General features: G+C 36.9%; 17 protein-coding genes. 7 read left to right on the top strand and 10 right to left on the bottom strand.

Annotated features, from left to right (window positions below; translation table 11 throughout):
- Window positions 1-34: 34 nt before the first annotated feature.
- The 6 genes from FJR06_RS04820 to FJR06_RS04790 all read right to left on the bottom strand — a co-directional run bounded on the left by FJR06_RS04820 (window position 35) and on the right by FJR06_RS04790 (window position 5,289).
- The gene (locus tag FJR06_RS04820; RefSeq protein WP_254434389.1) at window positions 35-268 is read right to left on the bottom strand and encodes a hypothetical protein; all 234 of its coding nucleotides are present in this window, start codon (window positions 266-268) and stop codon (window positions 35-37) included.
- 18 nt (window positions 269-286) lie between these two features.
- Window positions 287-1,492 carry a histidine kinase gene (locus tag FJR06_RS04815; protein ID WP_015078242.1) on the bottom strand — a complete coding sequence of 402 codons (1,206 nt, stop codon included), beginning with the start codon at window positions 1,490-1,492 and terminating at the stop codon, window positions 287-289.
- Between the two features lie 637 nt (window positions 1,493-2,129).
- Window positions 2,130-3,950 (bottom strand): AAA-like domain-containing protein, encoded by a 1,821-nt coding sequence (locus FJR06_RS04810; RefSeq protein WP_168650960.1) that lies wholly within the window; start codon window positions 3,948-3,950, stop codon window positions 2,130-2,132.
- Window positions 3,951-4,265: 315 nt separating this feature from the next.
- On the bottom strand, window positions 4,266-4,583 hold the full coding sequence (locus FJR06_RS04805; protein ID WP_015078245.1) for a type II toxin-antitoxin system RelE/ParE family toxin: 318 nt from the start codon (window positions 4,581-4,583) through the stop codon (window positions 4,266-4,268).
- On the bottom strand, window positions 4,580-4,846 hold the full coding sequence (locus FJR06_RS04800; RefSeq protein WP_168650958.1) for a prevent-host-death family protein: 267 nt from the start codon (window positions 4,844-4,846) through the stop codon (window positions 4,580-4,582). Before FJR06_RS04800 ends, FJR06_RS04805 begins: the two co-directional genes overlap by 4 nt.
- Before the next feature lie 212 nt (window positions 4,847-5,058).
- The gene (locus tag FJR06_RS04790) at window positions 5,059-5,289 is read right to left on the bottom strand and encodes an addiction module protein (protein ID WP_015078247.1); all 231 of its coding nucleotides are present in this window, start codon (window positions 5,287-5,289) and stop codon (window positions 5,059-5,061) included.
- 139 nt (window positions 5,290-5,428) lie between these two features.
- On the opposite strand from FJR06_RS04790, the gene FJR06_RS04785 reads away from it, so the two are divergent.
- Entirely contained in the window at window positions 5,429-5,722 is a 294-nt protein-coding gene (locus FJR06_RS04785; RefSeq protein WP_168650956.1) for a hypothetical protein, read from the top strand.
- The gene (locus FJR06_RS04780) at window positions 5,719-6,021 is read left to right on the top strand and encodes a type II toxin-antitoxin system RelE/ParE family toxin (protein ID WP_168650953.1); all 303 of its coding nucleotides are present in this window, start codon (window positions 5,719-5,721) and stop codon (window positions 6,019-6,021) included. Before FJR06_RS04785 ends, FJR06_RS04780 begins: the two co-directional genes overlap by 4 nt.
- 188 nt (window positions 6,022-6,209) lie before the next feature.
- Here the strand turns inward: FJR06_RS04780 and FJR06_RS04775 are convergent, their stop codons facing one another.
- The gene (locus tag FJR06_RS04775) at window positions 6,210-9,092 is read right to left on the bottom strand and encodes an AAA-like domain-containing protein (RefSeq protein ID WP_168650951.1); all 2,883 of its coding nucleotides are present in this window, start codon (window positions 9,090-9,092) and stop codon (window positions 6,210-6,212) included.
- Between the two features lie 207 nt (window positions 9,093-9,299).
- Between FJR06_RS04775 and FJR06_RS04770 the strand changes: the two genes are divergently transcribed.
- Window positions 9,300-10,628: an S-layer homology domain-containing protein gene (locus FJR06_RS04770; protein ID WP_168650949.1), complete on the top strand. Its 1,329-nt coding sequence runs from the start codon at window positions 9,300-9,302 to the stop codon at window positions 10,626-10,628.
- A 71-nt stretch (window positions 10,629-10,699) separates the two neighbouring features.
- Here FJR06_RS04770 and FJR06_RS04765 read toward each other — a convergent pair whose 3' ends face one another.
- Complete coding sequence (locus tag FJR06_RS04765) at window positions 10,700-11,458, bottom strand: peptidoglycan-binding protein (RefSeq protein ID WP_168650964.1); 759 nt, start codon at window positions 11,456-11,458, stop codon at window positions 10,700-10,702.
- A gap of 317 nt (window positions 11,459-11,775) precedes the next feature.
- Here FJR06_RS04765 and FJR06_RS04760 point away from each other — a divergent pair, with 317 nt between their 5' ends.
- From FJR06_RS04760 to moaA, 3 genes are all read left to right on the top strand, one after another.
- Complete coding sequence (locus FJR06_RS04760; protein ID WP_168650947.1) at window positions 11,776-13,194, top strand: hypothetical protein; 1,419 nt, start codon at window positions 11,776-11,778, stop codon at window positions 13,192-13,194.
- Window positions 13,195-13,417: 223 nt separating this feature from the next.
- Complete coding sequence (locus FJR06_RS04755) at window positions 13,418-13,714, top strand: coiled-coil domain-containing protein 22 (RefSeq protein WP_168650945.1); 297 nt, start codon at window positions 13,418-13,420, stop codon at window positions 13,712-13,714.
- Window positions 13,715-14,001: 287 nt separating this feature from the next.
- Entirely contained in the window at window positions 14,002-14,988 is a 987-nt protein-coding gene (gene moaA, locus FJR06_RS04750; protein ID WP_168650962.1) for a GTP 3',8-cyclase MoaA, read from the top strand.
- 67 nt (window positions 14,989-15,055) lie between these two features.
- Here moaA and rpsD read toward each other — a convergent pair whose 3' ends face one another.
- On the bottom strand, window positions 15,056-15,664 hold the full coding sequence (gene rpsD / locus FJR06_RS04745) for a 30S ribosomal protein S4 (protein WP_015078256.1): 609 nt from the start codon (window positions 15,662-15,664) through the stop codon (window positions 15,056-15,058).
- Window positions 15,665-15,928: 264 nt separating this feature from the next.
- On the opposite strand from rpsD, the gene FJR06_RS04740 reads away from it, so the two are divergent.
- Window positions 15,929-16,480, top strand: a complete 552-nt coding sequence (locus FJR06_RS04740) for a hypothetical protein (RefSeq protein ID WP_015078257.1) — start codon at window positions 15,929-15,931, stop codon at window positions 16,478-16,480.
- Between the two features lie 96 nt (window positions 16,481-16,576).
- On the opposite strand, the gene hetR is transcribed toward FJR06_RS04740, so the two are convergent.
- Window positions 16,577-17,476, bottom strand: coding sequence for a heterocyst differentiation master regulator HetR (hetR, locus tag FJR06_RS04735; protein ID WP_015078258.1), 900 nt, complete (start codon window positions 17,474-17,476; stop codon window positions 16,577-16,579).
- Window positions 17,477-17,955: the final 479 nt, after the last annotated feature.

The following is a 17,955-nucleotide window of genomic DNA, read 5'->3' as shown; positions in this document are numbered from 1 at the left end:
ATTGGTAATTGGTAATTGGTAATTGGTGATAGTTTTACCACTGACAACTGACAACTGACAACTGACAACTGACAACTGACAACTGTACGGGCGAAGCATTTGGAGAACTATTTTTGGCAATGACCGATAATTTATCTTCCAAATGCTTCGCCCCTACTGACAACGAACAACGGACAACGGACAACGGACAACTGACAACGAACAACGGACAACGGACAACGGACAACTGACAACGAACAACTGACAACGAACAACGAACAACGAACAACTGACAACTGACAACTGACTAAGATGGATATACTGGCATTGTAAAATGAAACCATGCACCACCGTGGGGAGATGAATCTACCCAAATTTGACCGTAATGGGCGCGGATAATGCGTTGACATAAACAAAGACCAATTCCATATCCATCTGTACTTTGATCACGTTGGAGACGGAAAAGATTCTCAAAAATGCGATCGCGGTTTTCTTCGGGAATACCAGGGCCTGTATCACCAATCGTAAATTGCACTTTTTGGCTAGTGCGATGGAGTCCCGCTACAGTAATTATGCCACCAGCAGGTGTATATTTGATGGCGTTATCTAAAAGATTAACCAGGACTTGCCGAATGCGTTCAGGATCAGCATATACATAGGGTAAATCTTGGGGAATATCTGTTTCTACCGTTTGAGATTTAGCAATATAGCGATCGCTCAATTCCTCTAATACCTGTAAACAAATTTCCCCTAATTGTAACTTTTGTGGTACGATTGGCAATTCTGTATCGTCACCCCGCCCAGCTTGTAACAAATCAGCAATCATCCGATCAATGATCTTGGTTTGCGTCCGAGCCTGTTTTAATAAATGTATAGCCAAACCAGATTTCAGCCGTTGAAATCCCCCTGTATCTGGATTGTAATTAGATTGAAGAGTTTCAATAGCGATCGCCGCAGCCGTGAGAGGATTACGGAGATCATGTGCTAAAATCGCAATTACTCGGTCTTTAAACAGTAGCTGTTCTTGCAGTCTCTCCTTTTCCTGCTTCAGACGAAAAATTTCATCCCCTAGTTGAATTGCCTCGGCCGAAGTAGCAACAGAATGAATGGTAGATTTAGGCGAAATCACCTGACTCTTTTCATCCAAACATTCCTGTTTATCTGCCTGTAATTTCAAAAAAGTGCCAACAGCGTGTTGCCAACGCGGCCACCAAATTTTTAATTGGGGAATAATATTAGTACCAGCAATAGTTTGTTGAGGTTCGGGATGAATCTTAACTAGAGCAGGGGTTGCTACTAACTTAAAATGTTCCGCTAAATAGGGTTGTTGTCCAACATCAATAATTTGTAGTTCAAAACTATACCCAGCCTCTAATTCTTTTAAATAAACCCGAATTTGCTGCACTTCTTGACGAGACTGAGGCCGTCCATCAACAAATAGCAATAACTGGAGAGGAGCTTCAGCATAAATAGGCTGATCCTGGGAAACTTGCATGACATCTTGTTTCAGCACTGGTAACAACCTGGGGACGCTTTACATAGAGTAAAATGGACTAACGTTGCTTAATGGCCGTTGTTTTTCTAATTTAATATCTATTTTAGATTCTTCCTACTCCAATTCGATCTAGGTTTTTGGGTGGAAACGGATTTTTTTCGGAATTTTGCTGCCATTTGCTCTTACTTTTACAGCTACTAGGCTTCTAGTCAGGAATTGTTGAACCTATCGTCACCTCCTTTAGCAATTATTTACAGAACCCAAAAAATAGCCCTAGTAGTTTGTCAAGATAAAAATGATGGACTGTAGTGTGAGCGTCTCGCTCACGCGGGGAAGATGCTCTAGTGTGAAAGCATTAAATCATCTCTAAGCCGTCCATCAATTCTTACAAACAGCCGCAGAGTTGCCTTATTCCCAGCTTACCACTTCAAACCATTGGCGAAAACTTTCTATCAATTCCTCAAAACCTATAGTCGCCGCTTTTGGCGTTGCAAAGCAATATTTTATTAACCACAAAAAGTATAAATTTAGACTATATTATCATTTACGTAACTGGCACATTGGTAGGGTGCGTCAGACCGCATAAATCCTGCAAATAAACAAATTATTGATATCTGACGCACCCTACAGTTGTATTGCATCCAACCGATAACCGCTATAGACGTTCTTGAAAATAAAGCCGATATAAATTACAAAGACATTGTACTTCATTTCCTTTAAATTCGATTAACCCCAAACTGCGTAATTTTAAAGCTTGCGTAGAATCTATTTGAATGGGAATATCACTATTAATTACTTGCTGCATTGCCGCTTTTAACAACTTATCTTTTTCTAATTCAGAAACATAGAAATTTAAAAACTTGCCATAAGGACTTTGATTAGTGGGGGCAATTTCCAGAAATTTTGATAAAGTGAAATTACCCTTAGCAATTTCACCAAGTGCAGTTGTTAATAAATAAGGATGACCATCAATCATTTCTTTTAATTGGTTTATTTCTGTATCTGAAAAACTTAAACTGTATTGTTTAACTAATTCCTTTATTTGTGTAGTGTTAAATTCCCCGATTTCCACAGATAAACCCACATTAAAAGGAGATTGATTAAGATTTATAGAAATATCAACTTCTTGAGAATGGGCAATTACTAACCGTAAATTTTGCCAAATTTCTTCAGTTTTTGCCTTTTCGTGCCAAGCTCTTAATAAAGCAGAAAATTGTTGAGTAATTTCAGGATAAGGGAAAATTTCATCAATATTATCTAAACCTAATACTAAGGGACTATCAATAGCTGGTAAAATATATTTTTTTAAATAATTAGTGCAGTTATCTTGATTACCAAGACGACTACTCCAAGATTTCTCTACTTGGTCTTCTATTCCTAACTCTAAACTCAGAATTGCACAAAACCGCTGTAAAAAAGTTTTGAGGTCAGTCAGATTTTCCTGACTCCATAAATTAATAGAAACTGTCCGATATCCTTTTTGTTTAATATGATGGAAAATACGACTTATCAAATATGTTTTACCCATTTTGCGCGGAGATTTAATGCGGATTAATGCCCCTGGTTGTACAATATTTTGATAACAGTTATTTTCAATTTCTGGACGTTGGATATAAAAAGAAGAAATATGAGGTGATTGATTTTCTGGTTCTTCAGGAATATTTAACAACTGTTCTTTAATAAACCGACTCACACCTTTATAAACTAAATTATCCGGTGATTTTGGTTTAGTGATAGAAATATGATCATCATCTGTTGCGGTAGGTTGCACATCTTTAATGCCTGGATTAGCACTATCCGGGTCTACAACTAAAACTATTTTAGTCGGTTTTGTTTCATAATAAACTTTTGTAGTAATTGCCATTGCATCAACATTTTGCCGATACCATTCATTCAGTTGACGCAATTGAGGAAGATGGGATTTTAGTTCATCAACACTAACAGTAGTTCGTGCAAGAGTACCAATATTATTAATTAAATTAGCTAAATGAGATCCAGTATGAGGAGTGGATAAAAAAACAATACCTTTAGTTTGTTCAATAACTGATTGTCTATTAAAAGTTTGAGCATTTCTTAGCATTTCTTTGACTAATAAACCACCCATACTATGAGTAACAAATATAATTGGATATTTGCCAATATCATTAATTGTTAAATATTCTAATAAATTACTAGCACGGTCAAAAAGTGGCATTGTTGCACCTTTCCATTCAAAGGGTGCAGCATTATAACCAAAAGACCAAATTCCTAAATCTGGTCGTTCTTGTGCTAACCACATTAACCAGAAGTTATCATCATTTGCTAATTCTTGAGGATGCCAAGTTGACCTTGCGTGACCACCTAAACCGTGAACAAAAATTATATCTCCCTTGCGTTGGAGGTTTTCACATCCTGAGATTTTGATTAAACCTGTGATTTCTGTGGGTTTCGGTTGTGGGGTTTTACCGAATAATTTACCAAGAAAGCTGAAAACCATACTAATAAAGACAATTAGTTTATCAGTAATGAATTATATCTTACTTTTGGTATAAAACAAACAAAACCCAAGATTTTATCTACCATCCTTGCTAAGAGGTTGTTTGAAAAGTATTATATGAAACCCATAATTTCCAAAAACCTAACCCCCCTTCCCCCCTTCCCTACAAGGGAATGGGGTTTTTAAAGCCTCTCCCCTGGTAGGGGAGAGGTTTGGAGAGAGGTCTGTTTCCACATTAAAAACTTTTAAAACATCCTCTAAGAGATACTTCGTAAGTTTACTCACATATTCCCCAAAAGTGATCGTTGACAACAATCACTCAGATTCCTCACCTCGATAAGATTGGCGACTGTGGCGAACATGAAGAATTGCGACAACATCTTCCATGACTACAAACAAAACTCGATATTTTCTTTTTTTTCCGATCCATATTTGCCGAACCTCACAACCAATAACTTTGGATTCTGGTGCTTTGCTACAGCGATTAGGAAAGTTTTGTAATGATGCGATAGTATCTTGAAATTCATAGTACCAATTATTTGCCATTTCAGGACTCAGATTATCGCACATCCAACGATAGGAAGTTTCTATTTCTTGAAAGGCTGTAGGTTGAATAATAACTTGATAATTCATGAACGAGGCGGAATATTAAATTTGTCTTCTAGACTTGCTAATGCCTCCTCGACAGGAATTCCTTGACCTTGCTCAAACTCATCTAGTCCTTTACGAATACCTACTATTGCTTCAAGGTAATCAATTCGCTCTAAGAGTTCTTGATATATGCTTGAGGGATGTTTTGAATCTGTTTTCAGTGATTGCAAAAAACTAAATAAATCCTCTAGGATTTCATTGGGGGTGTTGTCAATTTCTTGTAAGAGCAATTCTTTGATAGTCATTACTGTTAATCGCCAAATTTACATTTCTATTAGCTATTCTAAATCATTCATGAGAAATTGAACAAGCTCTCTACATTCTCTAGAAACGATATCTTCGGTTAGATTCGCTTATGCAGCATTGATAAAATTTTGTGCTAGTTCAATGTTATTTTCTGCATAAAATTTGACGGCTTCTGAGTATTCTGTTAAAGCCGCAGGATGAAAGTTATATTTCATTTTTCTAAAATTCGCCTGACTTGAGTTAAAGCTAATTCTCCAGGAATTAACTCAACGGTATGATTACGAATTTCATCCCGGCGTTTTTTCGCTTCTATATTCCATAGATTTTGGGTGTTTTCATCAATATCAGATTCTAGACTTTCCATGAGTCTTTCTACTAAAAATACTCTGGTAGCATTGGGTAAAGATAAGGCTTCTTGAATTAATTCTTCGACTGATAGCATGATGATTTATTCCAGTAAAATGTAGCAGTCATCTAATGCCACGACCAAAGCGCGACTTCATACTAGGATACCGTTGTCATATTAGCACGAAATTGTGCTATAATTTTACTAGCTACCTAATTCTTAACATTATTGCCTTATGAACCAATCCATTCCTACAATCAATACACGACTTCTTGACTCTCTCTCTAAAATTATCCTTTCACTTTCTCAAGAAGAATATCAAATCTTAGTAGAAAAAATTCAACACTCTCGACTAACTGAACACCAGAAAACACAAAATATTGAATCCTTAAAACACGATATAGCCGCAGGTATTCAACAACTCCAAAACGGTGAATACACAGAATACGATGAAAATAATTTATCTACTCTCATAACTTCAATTAAAGCACGAGGTCGGGAACGTTTACAAGGAGAAATATCTGAATGAATCACTTTCGGATTTCAAAACTAGCAGAAAAAGATTTAGAAGATATTTGGATTTATCTCGGTCAACAAAATGAAATATTAGCAGACCAAAAAATCGCACAAATTTTTGATAAATTTCCGATGTTAGCTCAATTTCCTAATATGGGAACGAAAAGAGACGAACTACAAACAGGAATTCGTAGTTTTCCTGTTAAGCCATATATTATATTCTATACTCAAGATTCTGCAAGTTTAGAAATTGTGAGGATCTTTCATCAATCTAGAGACATAGAAAATCAATTTTCAAACGATGATATGTAGTTAAAAAGTATTAGTTTTGTTGGGGTTCACTTCGTTCTATCCAAGCTACGCTAATATATGTTTTCATCCTGTAAATCCTTAAATCCTGGACATCCTGATTCAGACAATTTCTGAAAAGCCTATTCTTTCGTAGAAAATGAATGATTAACAAATCTTAATAATTCTCTGAAAGCCTTATCTGCTACAATCTACAAGTCTCTGCAAGAAGAGAGGAGTACTATTTTCCATCTATCAAGCATCTCGATACCCTCTTCCCCTTTCATTCTTATTAAAATCGGTAACGTACCATCCCGCTTATACTTATACAAATCTTTTTCTCCCCATAAGGGTAGTTCATCATATCTCATCCAGTCCCCTCCTTCCTCTTTTTCCTTCTTCCATCCCACCCGCTGAACAAAACTATCATACCCTTCTTGACTCCATTTTGTAAATCTTCTCTTTTCCCAGTCAAAACCTAAAGAATTACCTGTTTCCAGATATATCCTTTTTTGGACGCTAAAACCGAATTTTCCTTTTGAGTTTTTTACCCATAATTTATCTACTGCTTTTAAATCCTGACATTGAAAGTTTTTAATATTATTTAATTCTAAAGAACCTTCTTTTTCCATTTTAGCTGAAACAAGAATAAACTTCAAATTTTTTAAATCTGCATCTTTCCATCTATTTTGCTGCATTAAATAATCCAGTTCATTTAATAAATGTGTTTTTAAAGATTCATAATATTCTGTATTTGATTTATCTAAATCGTTAAGTTGACGATAAAGGGAAGCGACAATATCAGCGTTGCCATTATAAAGAATATTCGGGTCTAACTTAAATAAATCAATATTAGATTTTAATTGAGATTTGAGAACATTATATTTTGCTAATGCTATTTTGTAATTATTTAATGATTTTTCTGATTTACCTTTTACATAATAAATATAAACTAAAGTAGCTAAATAACTAGAATCATTTTTATCAAAATTATTTTCTTTTGGTAGTTTTTCAAAACTTTTATTTAAGTCTTCTTTAGCTTTGTTATATTGTGATTCTAATTGTGAATTTTGATCCTTTTCTGTTTTTAAAGATTCATATCCTAAAACTAGAGAATTATCTAATAAAGCTGCTTTAAGTTCTGGATTTTTGATTTTTTCTTGTAAAACTAAACCCGCAATATTGAAAAATTGGTTAGCTTCATTATTTTTACCTTCTTGTTGTAGTTGATAAGCTACTGCTGATAATTCTGTGATTTTAGCAATAGATTTTTTTAGTTCATTTGTATTTCTGTTAGCAAATTCAAGCTCTTTTTCTTTTTCTTTAACTTTTGCTTGAATTTCTTTCTGTTGATTTTGGAAAAGTTTAACTTTGTTTTCAGCTAAATTAATTTCTCTAGATTTTGATTGTACTTCTCTTTGTAATTTTTCAGAATCATTAGTTAATTTATTTTTTTGTATTTCTAAATTATTTTTATCTTTTTGAACTTTAATCAAATATCCTTTAGCTATTTCTGCTTGTTGTTGAGATTTTTTTACTTCTTGCTCTTGATGTTTCATTTGCTGATTCAATTGTGATAATTGGCGATTTGTTAAGTTAAGTTTTTGAGCGGCTTGTACAGATTTATGTTGAGCATTGTTAGCATTCTCTTGTTCCTTTATTGCTTTATTACCTGCTATAAATGCAGCTATTCCTAACAAACCTGTAATACCTAAAGTAATAAATAAAATAATTACGCCAAAACTCATTCTTTTTCTAGCAATTGCTAATTGTCTTTCTGCTTCCTGTTTAGCTTCAGCTTCAATTTTTATCGCTTTTTCTTCCTGTTCCTGGGTACGACTAGCTGCTAAAAATTCCCTATCTTCATAACCTAAATTTTTATCCTTGAACCAAACTTCTGCTTCTGCTAAAGCATCTCCTCGCAATAATCGAGATTTATCCTGTTTACCTGATAACAACCACTGTCGAAAATTCTCTGCATAAGGACGTAAACTAGCTAAAGTTTTTTCAATCCATAAACCATCAAAAATCGTCTGATAAATCTGATTATAAACTTTTAATTTACCATTCTTTTTAACAACAATTCCCGCTAACTGTAAATCACTTTGTTCAATACTATTATCAGTATCAATTCCTTGTGAATGCCAAATTTGTTGATATAAATCTAATAAATACGCTGCCTTATTTTCATCTCTTTTTAATATTCTATCTCGAATGGTTCTAAAATGTTCGGGTTCATCTTGAGCTTCCCAATTTTTAATTACTCTATTTTTAACTAAATTTTCCACAAAACTAGCTTCTTCTCCCGTCGGAATTTCATCTTTAGATTCACAAATAAAATTACAAACTTTCTGAGTTAAAAATGGCTGTCCTCCCGTCCAATCTAAAACCGCTTTGAGTACAGTTTCAGGATTTTTAGTTTGGTGAGAAAATCCGGTTATTAAAGGTAAAGCTTCTGTAAATTCAAAACCTGTTAATTCAATCCCTTTACCAATATTAAAAGGAGTCCGTTTTTTATCTTGAATTAATTCTGATGGTGTAGCAACTCCCAACAATACAAAGTTAATACGGTTATATTCAGAATTGTCAACTCTTTGATTAAAAAAGGCACGAATTAAAGCAAAGAAATCATCAACAGGAAAATCTAAACTGAGAATACTATCAATTTCATCAATAAAAATTACTATTTGTGTAGAAACTAATTTTAAGACTTTATCAATAAACTTACCAAAAACCTGCACGTTAGAAAGTCGTTTATTTTCTTCCCATAAAGCATCTAAATCAAATTTATTCTCTAACTTTAAACTTTCAGAAATATTATTAATAATGCCATTATACCATTGTTCAGAATTTAGCCCTGATGTGCCAATAGCAGTTAAATCAATAGCCACACAAGCAATTTCTTCAAGCTGTAATCTTTGCATAGTGCGGACACGCAAACTTGATTTACCCATTTGTCGAGAGTTCAACACAAAACAAAACTCTCCCGCTTTCACGGCTTGATATAAATCCTCATCAGCTTTGCGTGTGACGTAGGTGGGTGCATTTGGAGGAAGACTACCACCAAATTGATATTGATAATTTTGGAAAGTCATGGTTTTATAATCAATGGATAATAGTAGAGATATTAGGCTAAAAACATTAGGCTAAAAACGCATCCCTTCTTCCAGCGAGAGAAAAAGAAACCAAAAACAGTCGGTTTTAACCGACTTGAACTTTAAGACAGGGAATTTATTCCCTGGCTGACTACCAAGCCCCAAAAATGCTAGTGTAGAAAGTGAAAATCAATTTGTGATTTCTTTGTGTTTTCCCGTAACTACCCCGCTGTATTCCTGAGTTTAGCTGTTTTACTATCCTTAACAGCCTGTGCTAACAGTCAATCTGCTAAAAACCTAGAACAATCATTAGCGGCTGACCCTCAGTTGCAAAATAATCCTGTTCCCTTTGGCAAATCTCAGAGTCAGCAAATAACACCAAACCCCAACACATCAACAATTAAATTACCAGCTGATTTTCCCGCAGATATACCCATTTATCCCAACGCCAAACTAGAGGAAATTACACCAGCTAATTCGGAAAATAAAATATCAATTCGGTGGCAAAGTGCAGATCCTAGTAATTTAATTACCAGCTTTTACCGCCAGCAATTTCAGGCTAAAAACTGGCAAATTGTGCAACAGCCTCAAGATGATGTAGATGGGACTTTTTCCGCCAAACGCAATGATCTACTCATCAATGTCACAATTAAACCACAAACAGTTACCAAAGCTGAACCCAATCAACCGCAAACTGCTACTAAATTAGTAATTGAATATTCATCTAATTCTAAGGACACATCAACTAACCCAGTTATACCATCAGATAATTCTGAATTTATCGGTCCAGTATTACCTAATAGCAATAATAGCAACGTAGTCACTCAGCCAACCCTACAGCCAACCACCCAACCGGAAACCTTAACAACTCAGGAATTCAGTGATATTCAGAAAGCACCACCCGAATGGCGATCGCACATTCAAGATTTAGCTACATTAGGTATTTTATCCATTGAACCGAAAACAACCGAATTTCTTCCTGATAAAATTATCACCCGTCGGGAATATGCCCGCTGGTTAGTTGCAGCTAATAATGCCATGTATGCGAATAATCCAGCCAAACAAATTCGGTTAGCATCCTCCAGCACTCAACCAGCTTTTAGAGACATCTTAACCAAAGATCCTGATTTTCCAGTCATTCAGGGATTAGCAGAAGCTGGTTTAATTCCCAGTGCTTTATCTGGAGATGCCACAGCCGTTTTATTTCGTCCTGATGCACCCTTGACGCGAGAACAATTAATTTTATGGAAAGTTCCTTTAGATACTCGCCAAGCCTTACCCGCAGCCAGTTTGGAAGCCGTTAAACAAACTTGGGGTTTTCAAGATGCAGGTAACATTGAACCGAAAGCATTAAAAGCAGTTTTAGCAGACTTCCAAAATGCTGAACAATCAAATATTCGCCGAGTTTTTGGTTATACAACCTTATTTCAACCCAAGAAACCTGTAACTCGTGCTGAAGCTAGTGCAGCTTTATGGTATTTCGGTACTCAAGGTGAGGGAATATCAGCAACGGAAGCTTTAAAATTAAGAAGTTGAATTTTATTTTAGATCAAATAAACATTCGACAGGCCGAATAGCCTGTCATATTTACTTGCTAATTCTTGACTTTACTTTTCGGGTTTAGTCGTTGGTGTGGCTGTTGGTTTAGTCGTTGGTGTGGCCGTTGGTTTAACTGTAGGTGTAGCCGTTGGTTTAACTGTTGGTTTAACTGTTGGTTTAGCCGTTGGTTTAACTGTTGGTGTGGCTGTTGGTTTAACTGTAGGTGTAGCCGTTGGTTTAGCCGTTGGTTTAGCCGTTGGTTTAGCCGTTGGTTTAGCCGTTGGTTTAGCCGTTGGTTTAGCCGTTGGTTTAGCCGTTGGTTTAGCCGTTGGTGTAGCTGTTGGTGTTGGTTTATCAATGATGTTCTTAACTTCTTCATTTAGTTTTTGGCGAAGTCGTAAATCAGCAATCCCAGTTTCTGAGAGTTGATGTTTTTTCTGGTACTCCTTTACCAACTCTTCTAACTGGGGACTGTAGAATTGATCACGGGGAAGTAGAGTTTTTGGTTTAAGTACAGTATTCAAATTAGCTTGCAGAATTTCGACGATCTTCGCGGCTTGATCTTGGGTTTTGGGTCCTACTTTCCCGTCCACCTTTAACTTGTAGCCTGTTTGAAATTGATTGATAGCCTTTTTTGTTTCCTCATCAGTCAGAGGATCTTTGGTAACTTTAACGTTATAACCCAACCCCCGTAATACGGATCGGAATTCGTCCGGCGTATAGTTGCGCTGACGGGCTGCAAAAGCTATGTCTGAAGCTACAACACTAGCTGCTACCATACAGGTTAAAGCTATAGTTACTCTAGATTTGTCGAAACTACACCACATCATAAAAACTCCTTGGGATTAAATCTTTGATATTAAGAGACTAACAGGTAATTTTGAAGTTTTTTTAACCTCTGGCTTCATAATTAATGATTAATTCTAATTAATTTGACTTTGATTGATTATTAATGGGTATAAGAAAAATTACTATGCGACATCTGCTAATAGTCTCAATTCTGAAAAATCTGTGTTGCTACTTGTTTATACCAACATACTTTAATTTTAGCAATATTTAGTGACTCCTCAACCTACCTAAAACTGGGTTTCAAACTGATGCTACTGTATTTCATAAACCCACAATTTACCACATATAAGAAACCATGAGTAAATTAAAAAATTACCAGCGAAAAAACCTATGGTTTGAAAGAGTAATGGCAATTACCGCCACTGCTAACTTAGTATTAGTTTTCTTTGATTTAAGTTACGTACCTTGGCGAGATTTTTACTTCCGCAGACTTCCTGAATTAACTCGTTTATACGATCCAATTAAAGGTATTGAACCTCATCGTGATACAAAAAAATATTTAGAAGCAGTAGCTAGATTGGAAGTACAGGTAACTCAAACAGGCTTAATCTCACCGCAAGTCAAAGCAAAATTAGCAGACCTTCGTTTTCTCAGCAAAGAAATGATTGAAACTAATCCTTTTGCCGGTGCGGGGAAAAGTGGAACTCTAGAAAAAATCAAAAACCGAATGCGGGAACGCGTCAGTAAAGAATCTGCAAAAGGTGCATTTAATACTTTTTGGAGTCAAGAGTATTTATCTAAACATGGTTGGAATCAGGAAATAGACTTTTTCAACCAGAAAATTCGTCCGGGAATTGCCAAAAACTATTATCGTAAAATTGGTGAAAGTGGGGAATTTTTGAATAATTTTTGGATAATTGATTTACCATTTGTAATTTTATTTGCTATAGAATTATTAGGACGTACTTTCTTCATCAAACGTAGATATAGTCATTTAAGTTGGTTCGAGGCAGTTCTCTGGCGGTGGTATGATCTATTATTACTAATACCAACTTGGCAATGGTTACGAGTCATCCCAGTAACCATAAGACTAGATCAAGCCAAATTAGTTGATTTTTATGTAATTAGACGGCAAATTCATCAAGGTATTCTTGCCAATTTTGCCGAAGAAATTACAGAAATTGTCGTAGTTCAAGTAATTAACCAATTTCAAGGTTCAATTCAACGAGGTGAAATTACAAGTTGGTTATTAGAATCAGAAAATGTGCGTTCTTACATAGATATTAATAATATCAATGAAGTCGAAGCAATTACTGGATTGTTAATTAAAACTCTTGTTAATCAAGTATTACCAAAAATCCAACCAGAAGTAAATGCCATTTTGTGCCATAGTATTGAAATCGCTTGTCAGCAATTACCAGGCTATAGTAATATCCGCATGGTACCAGGATTAGGTAAAGCCCAAACACAAATTAGTGAACAACTAGCCACCCAAATTACTAATAATATCTATGCTGCTTTAGCTAGTACCATCAAAGATCCTGTCGCGGCAAAACTTTCCACTCAGCTAATAGAAAAATTTACAACTTCATTCACTTCAGAAATCAAGAAAAAACAAGTTTTGCAAGAAATTCAAAGTTTGTTAAATGACTTTTTAGAAGAAGTTAAAATTAACTATATTCAACGTTTATCCCAAGAGGATATAGATAAAATTTTGGAAGAAACTAGAAAAATGCGAACGGAATCATCCAGCAGTTTATCTATTCGTCAATAAAACATTAGCCAATAGATAGATGAAAATTATCAGAATTTTTGCCAACCTGGAATCAATAGGCATCCCCAAGCATTTCTGATAGCTTGCGTGGCGTAGCCATACAATATTAAGTGTAGGGTGGGCATTGCCCACTAAAACCTGTCTAGATTGGTATTTTCCACCCTAGGTATATTTCAAAAATCAAATAGGATTCCTATAGACATAGTTATCATTCATTAAAACCATGAATAAAATCATAGATGGGGATATTAATCAGATTGATATCAAATTATTTTTGGAAGAGATAATTCCCGCACAAGCAGAAACTTTATGTGGTGGTTATTGTCAATCATCACAGGATGATCGAGATGCGTACATGAATGATATTGCTGAGATTATCAATAATGCCAAAAAACAAACTCAAGGTGTAGATGATAAACGCAGTAATCAGAAGATTAATACCATAGATAAGTCCAAAAAAACTTACCTAAATGGAATAGAGATACTCCGCAAAGGAAAAACCGTAGTTATATCTTTTTGAAGTTAAAGTTAGGGTATCCCCTCAATCCCCCCGCTGCGGGGGGAAGAAAAGGATAAACTTTTGATATTGGAGGGGGTTGGGCTTGGGGTTCTTGTACCTCATAACACCGCAAAGTGCTGTAAAGCTTACAATCCTCAGATTTCTCAAGATATCCTAACAAATTCCTAAAATGCTTGTGCAATTTGCCTTTTAAATTTTGAGTTTTGTATCTCTTCCGGCAATCATAGGCTCTATAATAAAATGGTTTAATCTGTCACCTCTTCCCTAATATGACAACCAGCGCAACTATAAACAAAGTGGACTACCTCCGCATCAGTTTAATTGATCGCTGCAATTTTCGTTGTCAATACTGTATGCCAGAAGGTGCAGAACTTGATTATATCCTCAAGCAGCAATTATTAACTGATGAGGAACTGCTGACCCTCATTCAGGAAGTATTTATCCCCGTCGGTTTTACTCGCTTTCGCTTAACCGGTGGTGAACCTTTACTCCGTCCCCATATAGTTGATTTAGTCGCCAAAATTGCTCATCTTCCCCAAACCGAAGATATAGCCATGACTACTAACGGGTTTTTGCTCGCTCCCATTGCCCAAAATCTCTATGATGCAGGTTTAAGAAGAATTAATATTAGTTTAGACTCTTTAGAACCACATATATTTGAAGAAATTATTGGTAATCATGGCCGTGGGCGGTGGCAACAAGTATGGCAAGGTATCCAGACTGCGTATAATGTGGGATTTGATCCTTTAAAATTAAATGTAGTAGTCATTCCCGGCGTTAATGACCATGAAATTTTAGATTTAGCTGCCTTAACCATTGATAAACAATGGCACGTCCGTTTTATTGAATTTATGCCTATTGGTAACGGAGACTTATTCAGCAATCGCGGTTGGATATCTTCCGCAGATTTACGTCAATCCATCCGTGAGCGTTGGGGCTTGACAGAATCCCAAGTTTGTGGTAATGGACCGGCTGATGTATTTCAAATTCCTGGGGCTAAAGGCACAATAGGATTTATTAGCCAAATGTCAGAATGTTTTTGCGATCGCTGTAACCGGATGCGTCTGAGCGCCGATGGTTGGCTACGTCCCTGCTTATTAAACGAAACAGGTCAAATTGATTTAAAAACCGCCTTACGTGCTGGTATTAGCACCACCGATTTACAAGCACAAGTCAGACAAATATTAAATATCAAATCAGAAATAAACTTTAAGCAACGCGACCCTGGTACTGTCGGCACGTACACCCGTACCATGTCGCAGATTGGCGGTTAGTCATTAGTCAGTTGTTCGTTGTTTAATAACCACTAACTACTGACCACTGACTACTGACTACTGACTACTACGCTTGACGTGAGTAGTATTCCACCACAAGTAGTTCATTAACTTGTAGAGCTACCCATTCCCGTTCAATCACACTATTGACCTTACCAGACAACTTAGTTTTATCAAACTCTAGATGACTAGGAAGGTTAGCTAAACCGGGATATTGCAAGTTAGCTTCCACCAACTTCTTAGAAGCTTCTCTGTTTCTCACAGCGACTTCTTCACCAGGACGGCACTGATAGCTGGCAATATCTACTGGTTTGCCATTAACAGTGACATGACCGTGATTTACCAATTGACGGGCGGCTGGAATTGTGGGAGCCATACCCATGCGGAAAACCGTATTATCCAGGCGCATTTCTAACAATTGCAGCAACACCTGTCCAGTAGAACCAGCAACTCGTCTGGCTTTACGAACATAACGGAGCATTTGTTTTTCAGTTAAACCGTAGTTCATGCGGAGCTTTTGCTTTTCCTCTAAACGGATAGCATACTCAGAGCGCTTCTTACGGTTTTGACCATGTTGTCCGGGGGGATAAGCACGTCTAGCACTCTTCCGAGTTAAGCCTGGTAATTCGCCTAAACGACGGACAATTCTGAGGCGGGGTCCTCTATATCGGGACATGAGTTTCCTTAATTTAATCCTTCTAAAATTTTATTCAGACCTACCATTATGGCATAGTTCCCAAAAGCATAGACATTTTATAGCTAAATTGCCTTTTATTTACCGCTAATATTCACAAGAAATCAATCCGTTGAATTCACCAATTTTCGGTGGATTTCTGGGGAAAAGCACCGACATTCCTGGATGGTAGAAGATTGGGACTAAGTTCTACGGTAGCATAACCTTGGTGGAATCGAAAACGGTTATCTTAAAAAGCGAAAAAAAATGAGTAACTTTGGGAACAAACAAACCAATTATTTCTTCAGAGGATTTACAGCATCATTGATAACTATAGGTGGATTACTAGCCAGTAGTTTACCTACTATGGCTGTTACCGATTCCTACGAAAATGACTATCGGGTTTGTGCTGCTCAACTTTTGAGCGTGGGTATCACAGCTAAACCGGCATCTCAAAGTTGTGCCGCTACACTCCAACCACGAGAGTTATCCTCATGTGTAGCAAAAATTCATAAGCTTACACAAATCACACCTGTGGATGCCCTTTCTTCCTGTCGTCAGGCTCGTATTCCACAGGATCTAGCAACCTGTGTAGTTAGCATTAGTAAAAGTTATCAGGGTTCAGAAAATTCAGCTACTTTAACATCCTGTGGTCGCAGTTTGTTACCAGTAACCTTTGCTGATTGTGTAGTTGGTTTACGTCGAGAAATTGATTTAAGTCCTACTCAAGCATTAAATACTTGTATTGATGCCAGTGAAGGATCTAGCGGTTTCGGCGCGGTGTCTACAAAGCCATTGGGTTCTAACTCCCAGCAATAGACTTTCGCTTTAGCCCCTCAACTCCCATGAGTAAATAGATTCATAACGGTAGGGCTGGTAAGTATGCCACCCTACCCAACATAAAAATTTTGTTTTCTATTCATCTTTATTACCAACAACCATTTGTAAGATCATCGGTATTCCGCCTTCTTGGTGATATTTATCTCCCCAAGAACGAATGATTTCGTCTAGTTCCTCCATTGCTGGCTCAATCCAATCCGGCGGAATATCCAGTTCTTCCACAGCCCGCATCGTGTTTGGTTTACGCTCTGCCCAATATTTCATCATCCGGAAATACCGAGCCGTATCCTCTACCATTGTGTACGTGCGCTCTTGATCATCGGCTGGAGCATAGAACGGACGAGTGAGAGCATAAAAGGGCATTCCCCAGGGACAATCAATGCGTGTTACCGTTCCTGAATACAATAGCCGACGCTTGATGTGTTCCGCTAATGCTTCACTCAATGGCATCTGATGATTAGCAGGTAATTCTTCCTGCGATCGCTTATGGAGAAAGTCAATTAACTCCATAAATTCAAATGAGGTAACTAACTTGGCATCAGGAAGATTGTCTGGCAGCTTTTGCTCAATTTGTTTTTTCTCTTCACCGGTCAAATTCGTACCGGGGACGCGGGATCTTCCCGGTATCCAAGGATATTTTTCCATCCAGACATAGGGAAGTTGAATCAGATAGCGCGGTTCTTGGGAACCCAGCATTTTGAGAAGTTTGCCTTCAGTTAAAGCCAGTCTTACTTCTTCAACAATGATTTTCACTCGTTTCGGCTCAAGGTGGTGCAAATGCCCAGTCATTCTCAGGTTTTGCCCCTGCTCTAGATAGGTCATGTAAATTGCACACTTGGCTGCTGTTGCGGCTGCATCTAGAAATGCTCCATGCCTGTGGCCACTTGTCCGCATGGCACTGAAGGCAAGATAAAGCATGATCTGATCCATCGCACTAGGTCCAAGACGCTTGATCAGATCGATGTCGTTGGTCATATTCTACAGACGGATAAATGGCTTGTTTACAGGTGTGATATTCAAATCAAACTACGAATTATACACCCAGTTGGATACAAATATTTTTAATCTAAACCTAAAATTACTGTTTGACTCGGGAATTTTTAGGTGATAAATGTTGGGGGTGTAAATTGGCAGTTTCTCTCGTCAGACTAACTAACCCCCTCCCCTGGTATGACTCGAAGACTTTAGATACTCAGGGTGTTGGGATACAGGGGTATAGAGTAAGCAGGAGGAACGGCAGATGATTTGCATTTTGTATCTATCAAACCATTATAACTGCCTATTTCTGAAATATCTAGATATTTTTCTAAGAATTTTTCTGGAAATTTATTGCGGAGAAGTTTTAATACCACTTATGGCTGGTTAAAAGAATGCAGAATTTAGAATTTAGAATTTAGAATTACGTTTTGCAACGGGGATTTTACCCCGACGCAAAACCCGCTGCTTGTAGAAGC

The organism is Dolichospermum sp. UHCC 0352, assembly GCF_009711925.1.
Lineage (GTDB): Bacteria > Cyanobacteriota > Cyanobacteriia > Cyanobacteriales > Nostocaceae > Dolichospermum > Dolichospermum lemmermannii.
Note: the sequence above shows the minus strand (reverse complement) of the source record. Positions and strands in the feature narration are given on the sequence as shown.

What these genes read in the sequence shown, in the direction of transcription:
- FJR06_RS04810 (WP_168650960.1), bottom strand. Translation starts at nt 3,950, where the DNA reads ATGGTTTTCAGCTTTCTTGGTAAATTATTCGGTAAAACCCCACAACCG.
- FJR06_RS04805 (WP_015078245.1), bottom strand. Translation starts at nt 4,583, where the DNA reads ATGAATTATCAAGTTATTATTCAACCTACAGCCTTTCAAGAAATAGAA.
- FJR06_RS04800 (WP_168650958.1), bottom strand. Translation starts at nt 4,846, where the DNA reads ATGACTATCAAAGAATTGCTCTTACAAGAAATTGACAACACCCCCAAT.
- FJR06_RS04790 (WP_015078247.1), bottom strand. Translation starts at nt 5,289, where the DNA reads ATGCTATCAGTCGAAGAATTAATTCAAGAAGCCTTATCTTTACCCAAT.
- FJR06_RS04785 (WP_168650956.1), top strand. Translation starts at nt 5,429, where the DNA reads ATGAACCAATCCATTCCTACAATCAATACACGACTTCTTGACTCTCTC.
- FJR06_RS04780 (WP_168650953.1), top strand. Translation starts at nt 5,719, where the DNA reads ATGAATCACTTTCGGATTTCAAAACTAGCAGAAAAAGATTTAGAAGAT.
- FJR06_RS04775 (WP_168650951.1), bottom strand. Translation starts at nt 9,092, where the DNA reads ATGACTTTCCAAAATTATCAATATCAATTTGGTGGTAGTCTTCCTCCA.
- FJR06_RS04765 (WP_168650964.1), bottom strand. Translation starts at nt 11,458, where the DNA reads ATGTGGTGTAGTTTCGACAAATCTAGAGTAACTATAGCTTTAACCTGT.
- FJR06_RS04760 (WP_168650947.1), top strand. Translation starts at nt 11,776, where the DNA reads ATGAGTAAATTAAAAAATTACCAGCGAAAAAACCTATGGTTTGAAAGA.
- FJR06_RS04755 (WP_168650945.1), top strand. Translation starts at nt 13,418, where the DNA reads ATGAATAAAATCATAGATGGGGATATTAATCAGATTGATATCAAATTA.
- rpsD (WP_015078256.1), bottom strand. Translation starts at nt 15,664, where the DNA reads ATGTCCCGATATAGAGGACCCCGCCTCAGAATTGTCCGTCGTTTAGGC.
- FJR06_RS04740 (WP_015078257.1), top strand. Translation starts at nt 15,929, where the DNA reads ATGAGTAACTTTGGGAACAAACAAACCAATTATTTCTTCAGAGGATTT.
- hetR (WP_015078258.1), bottom strand. Translation starts at nt 17,476, where the DNA reads ATGACCAACGACATCGATCTGATCAAGCGTCTTGGACCTAGTGCGATG.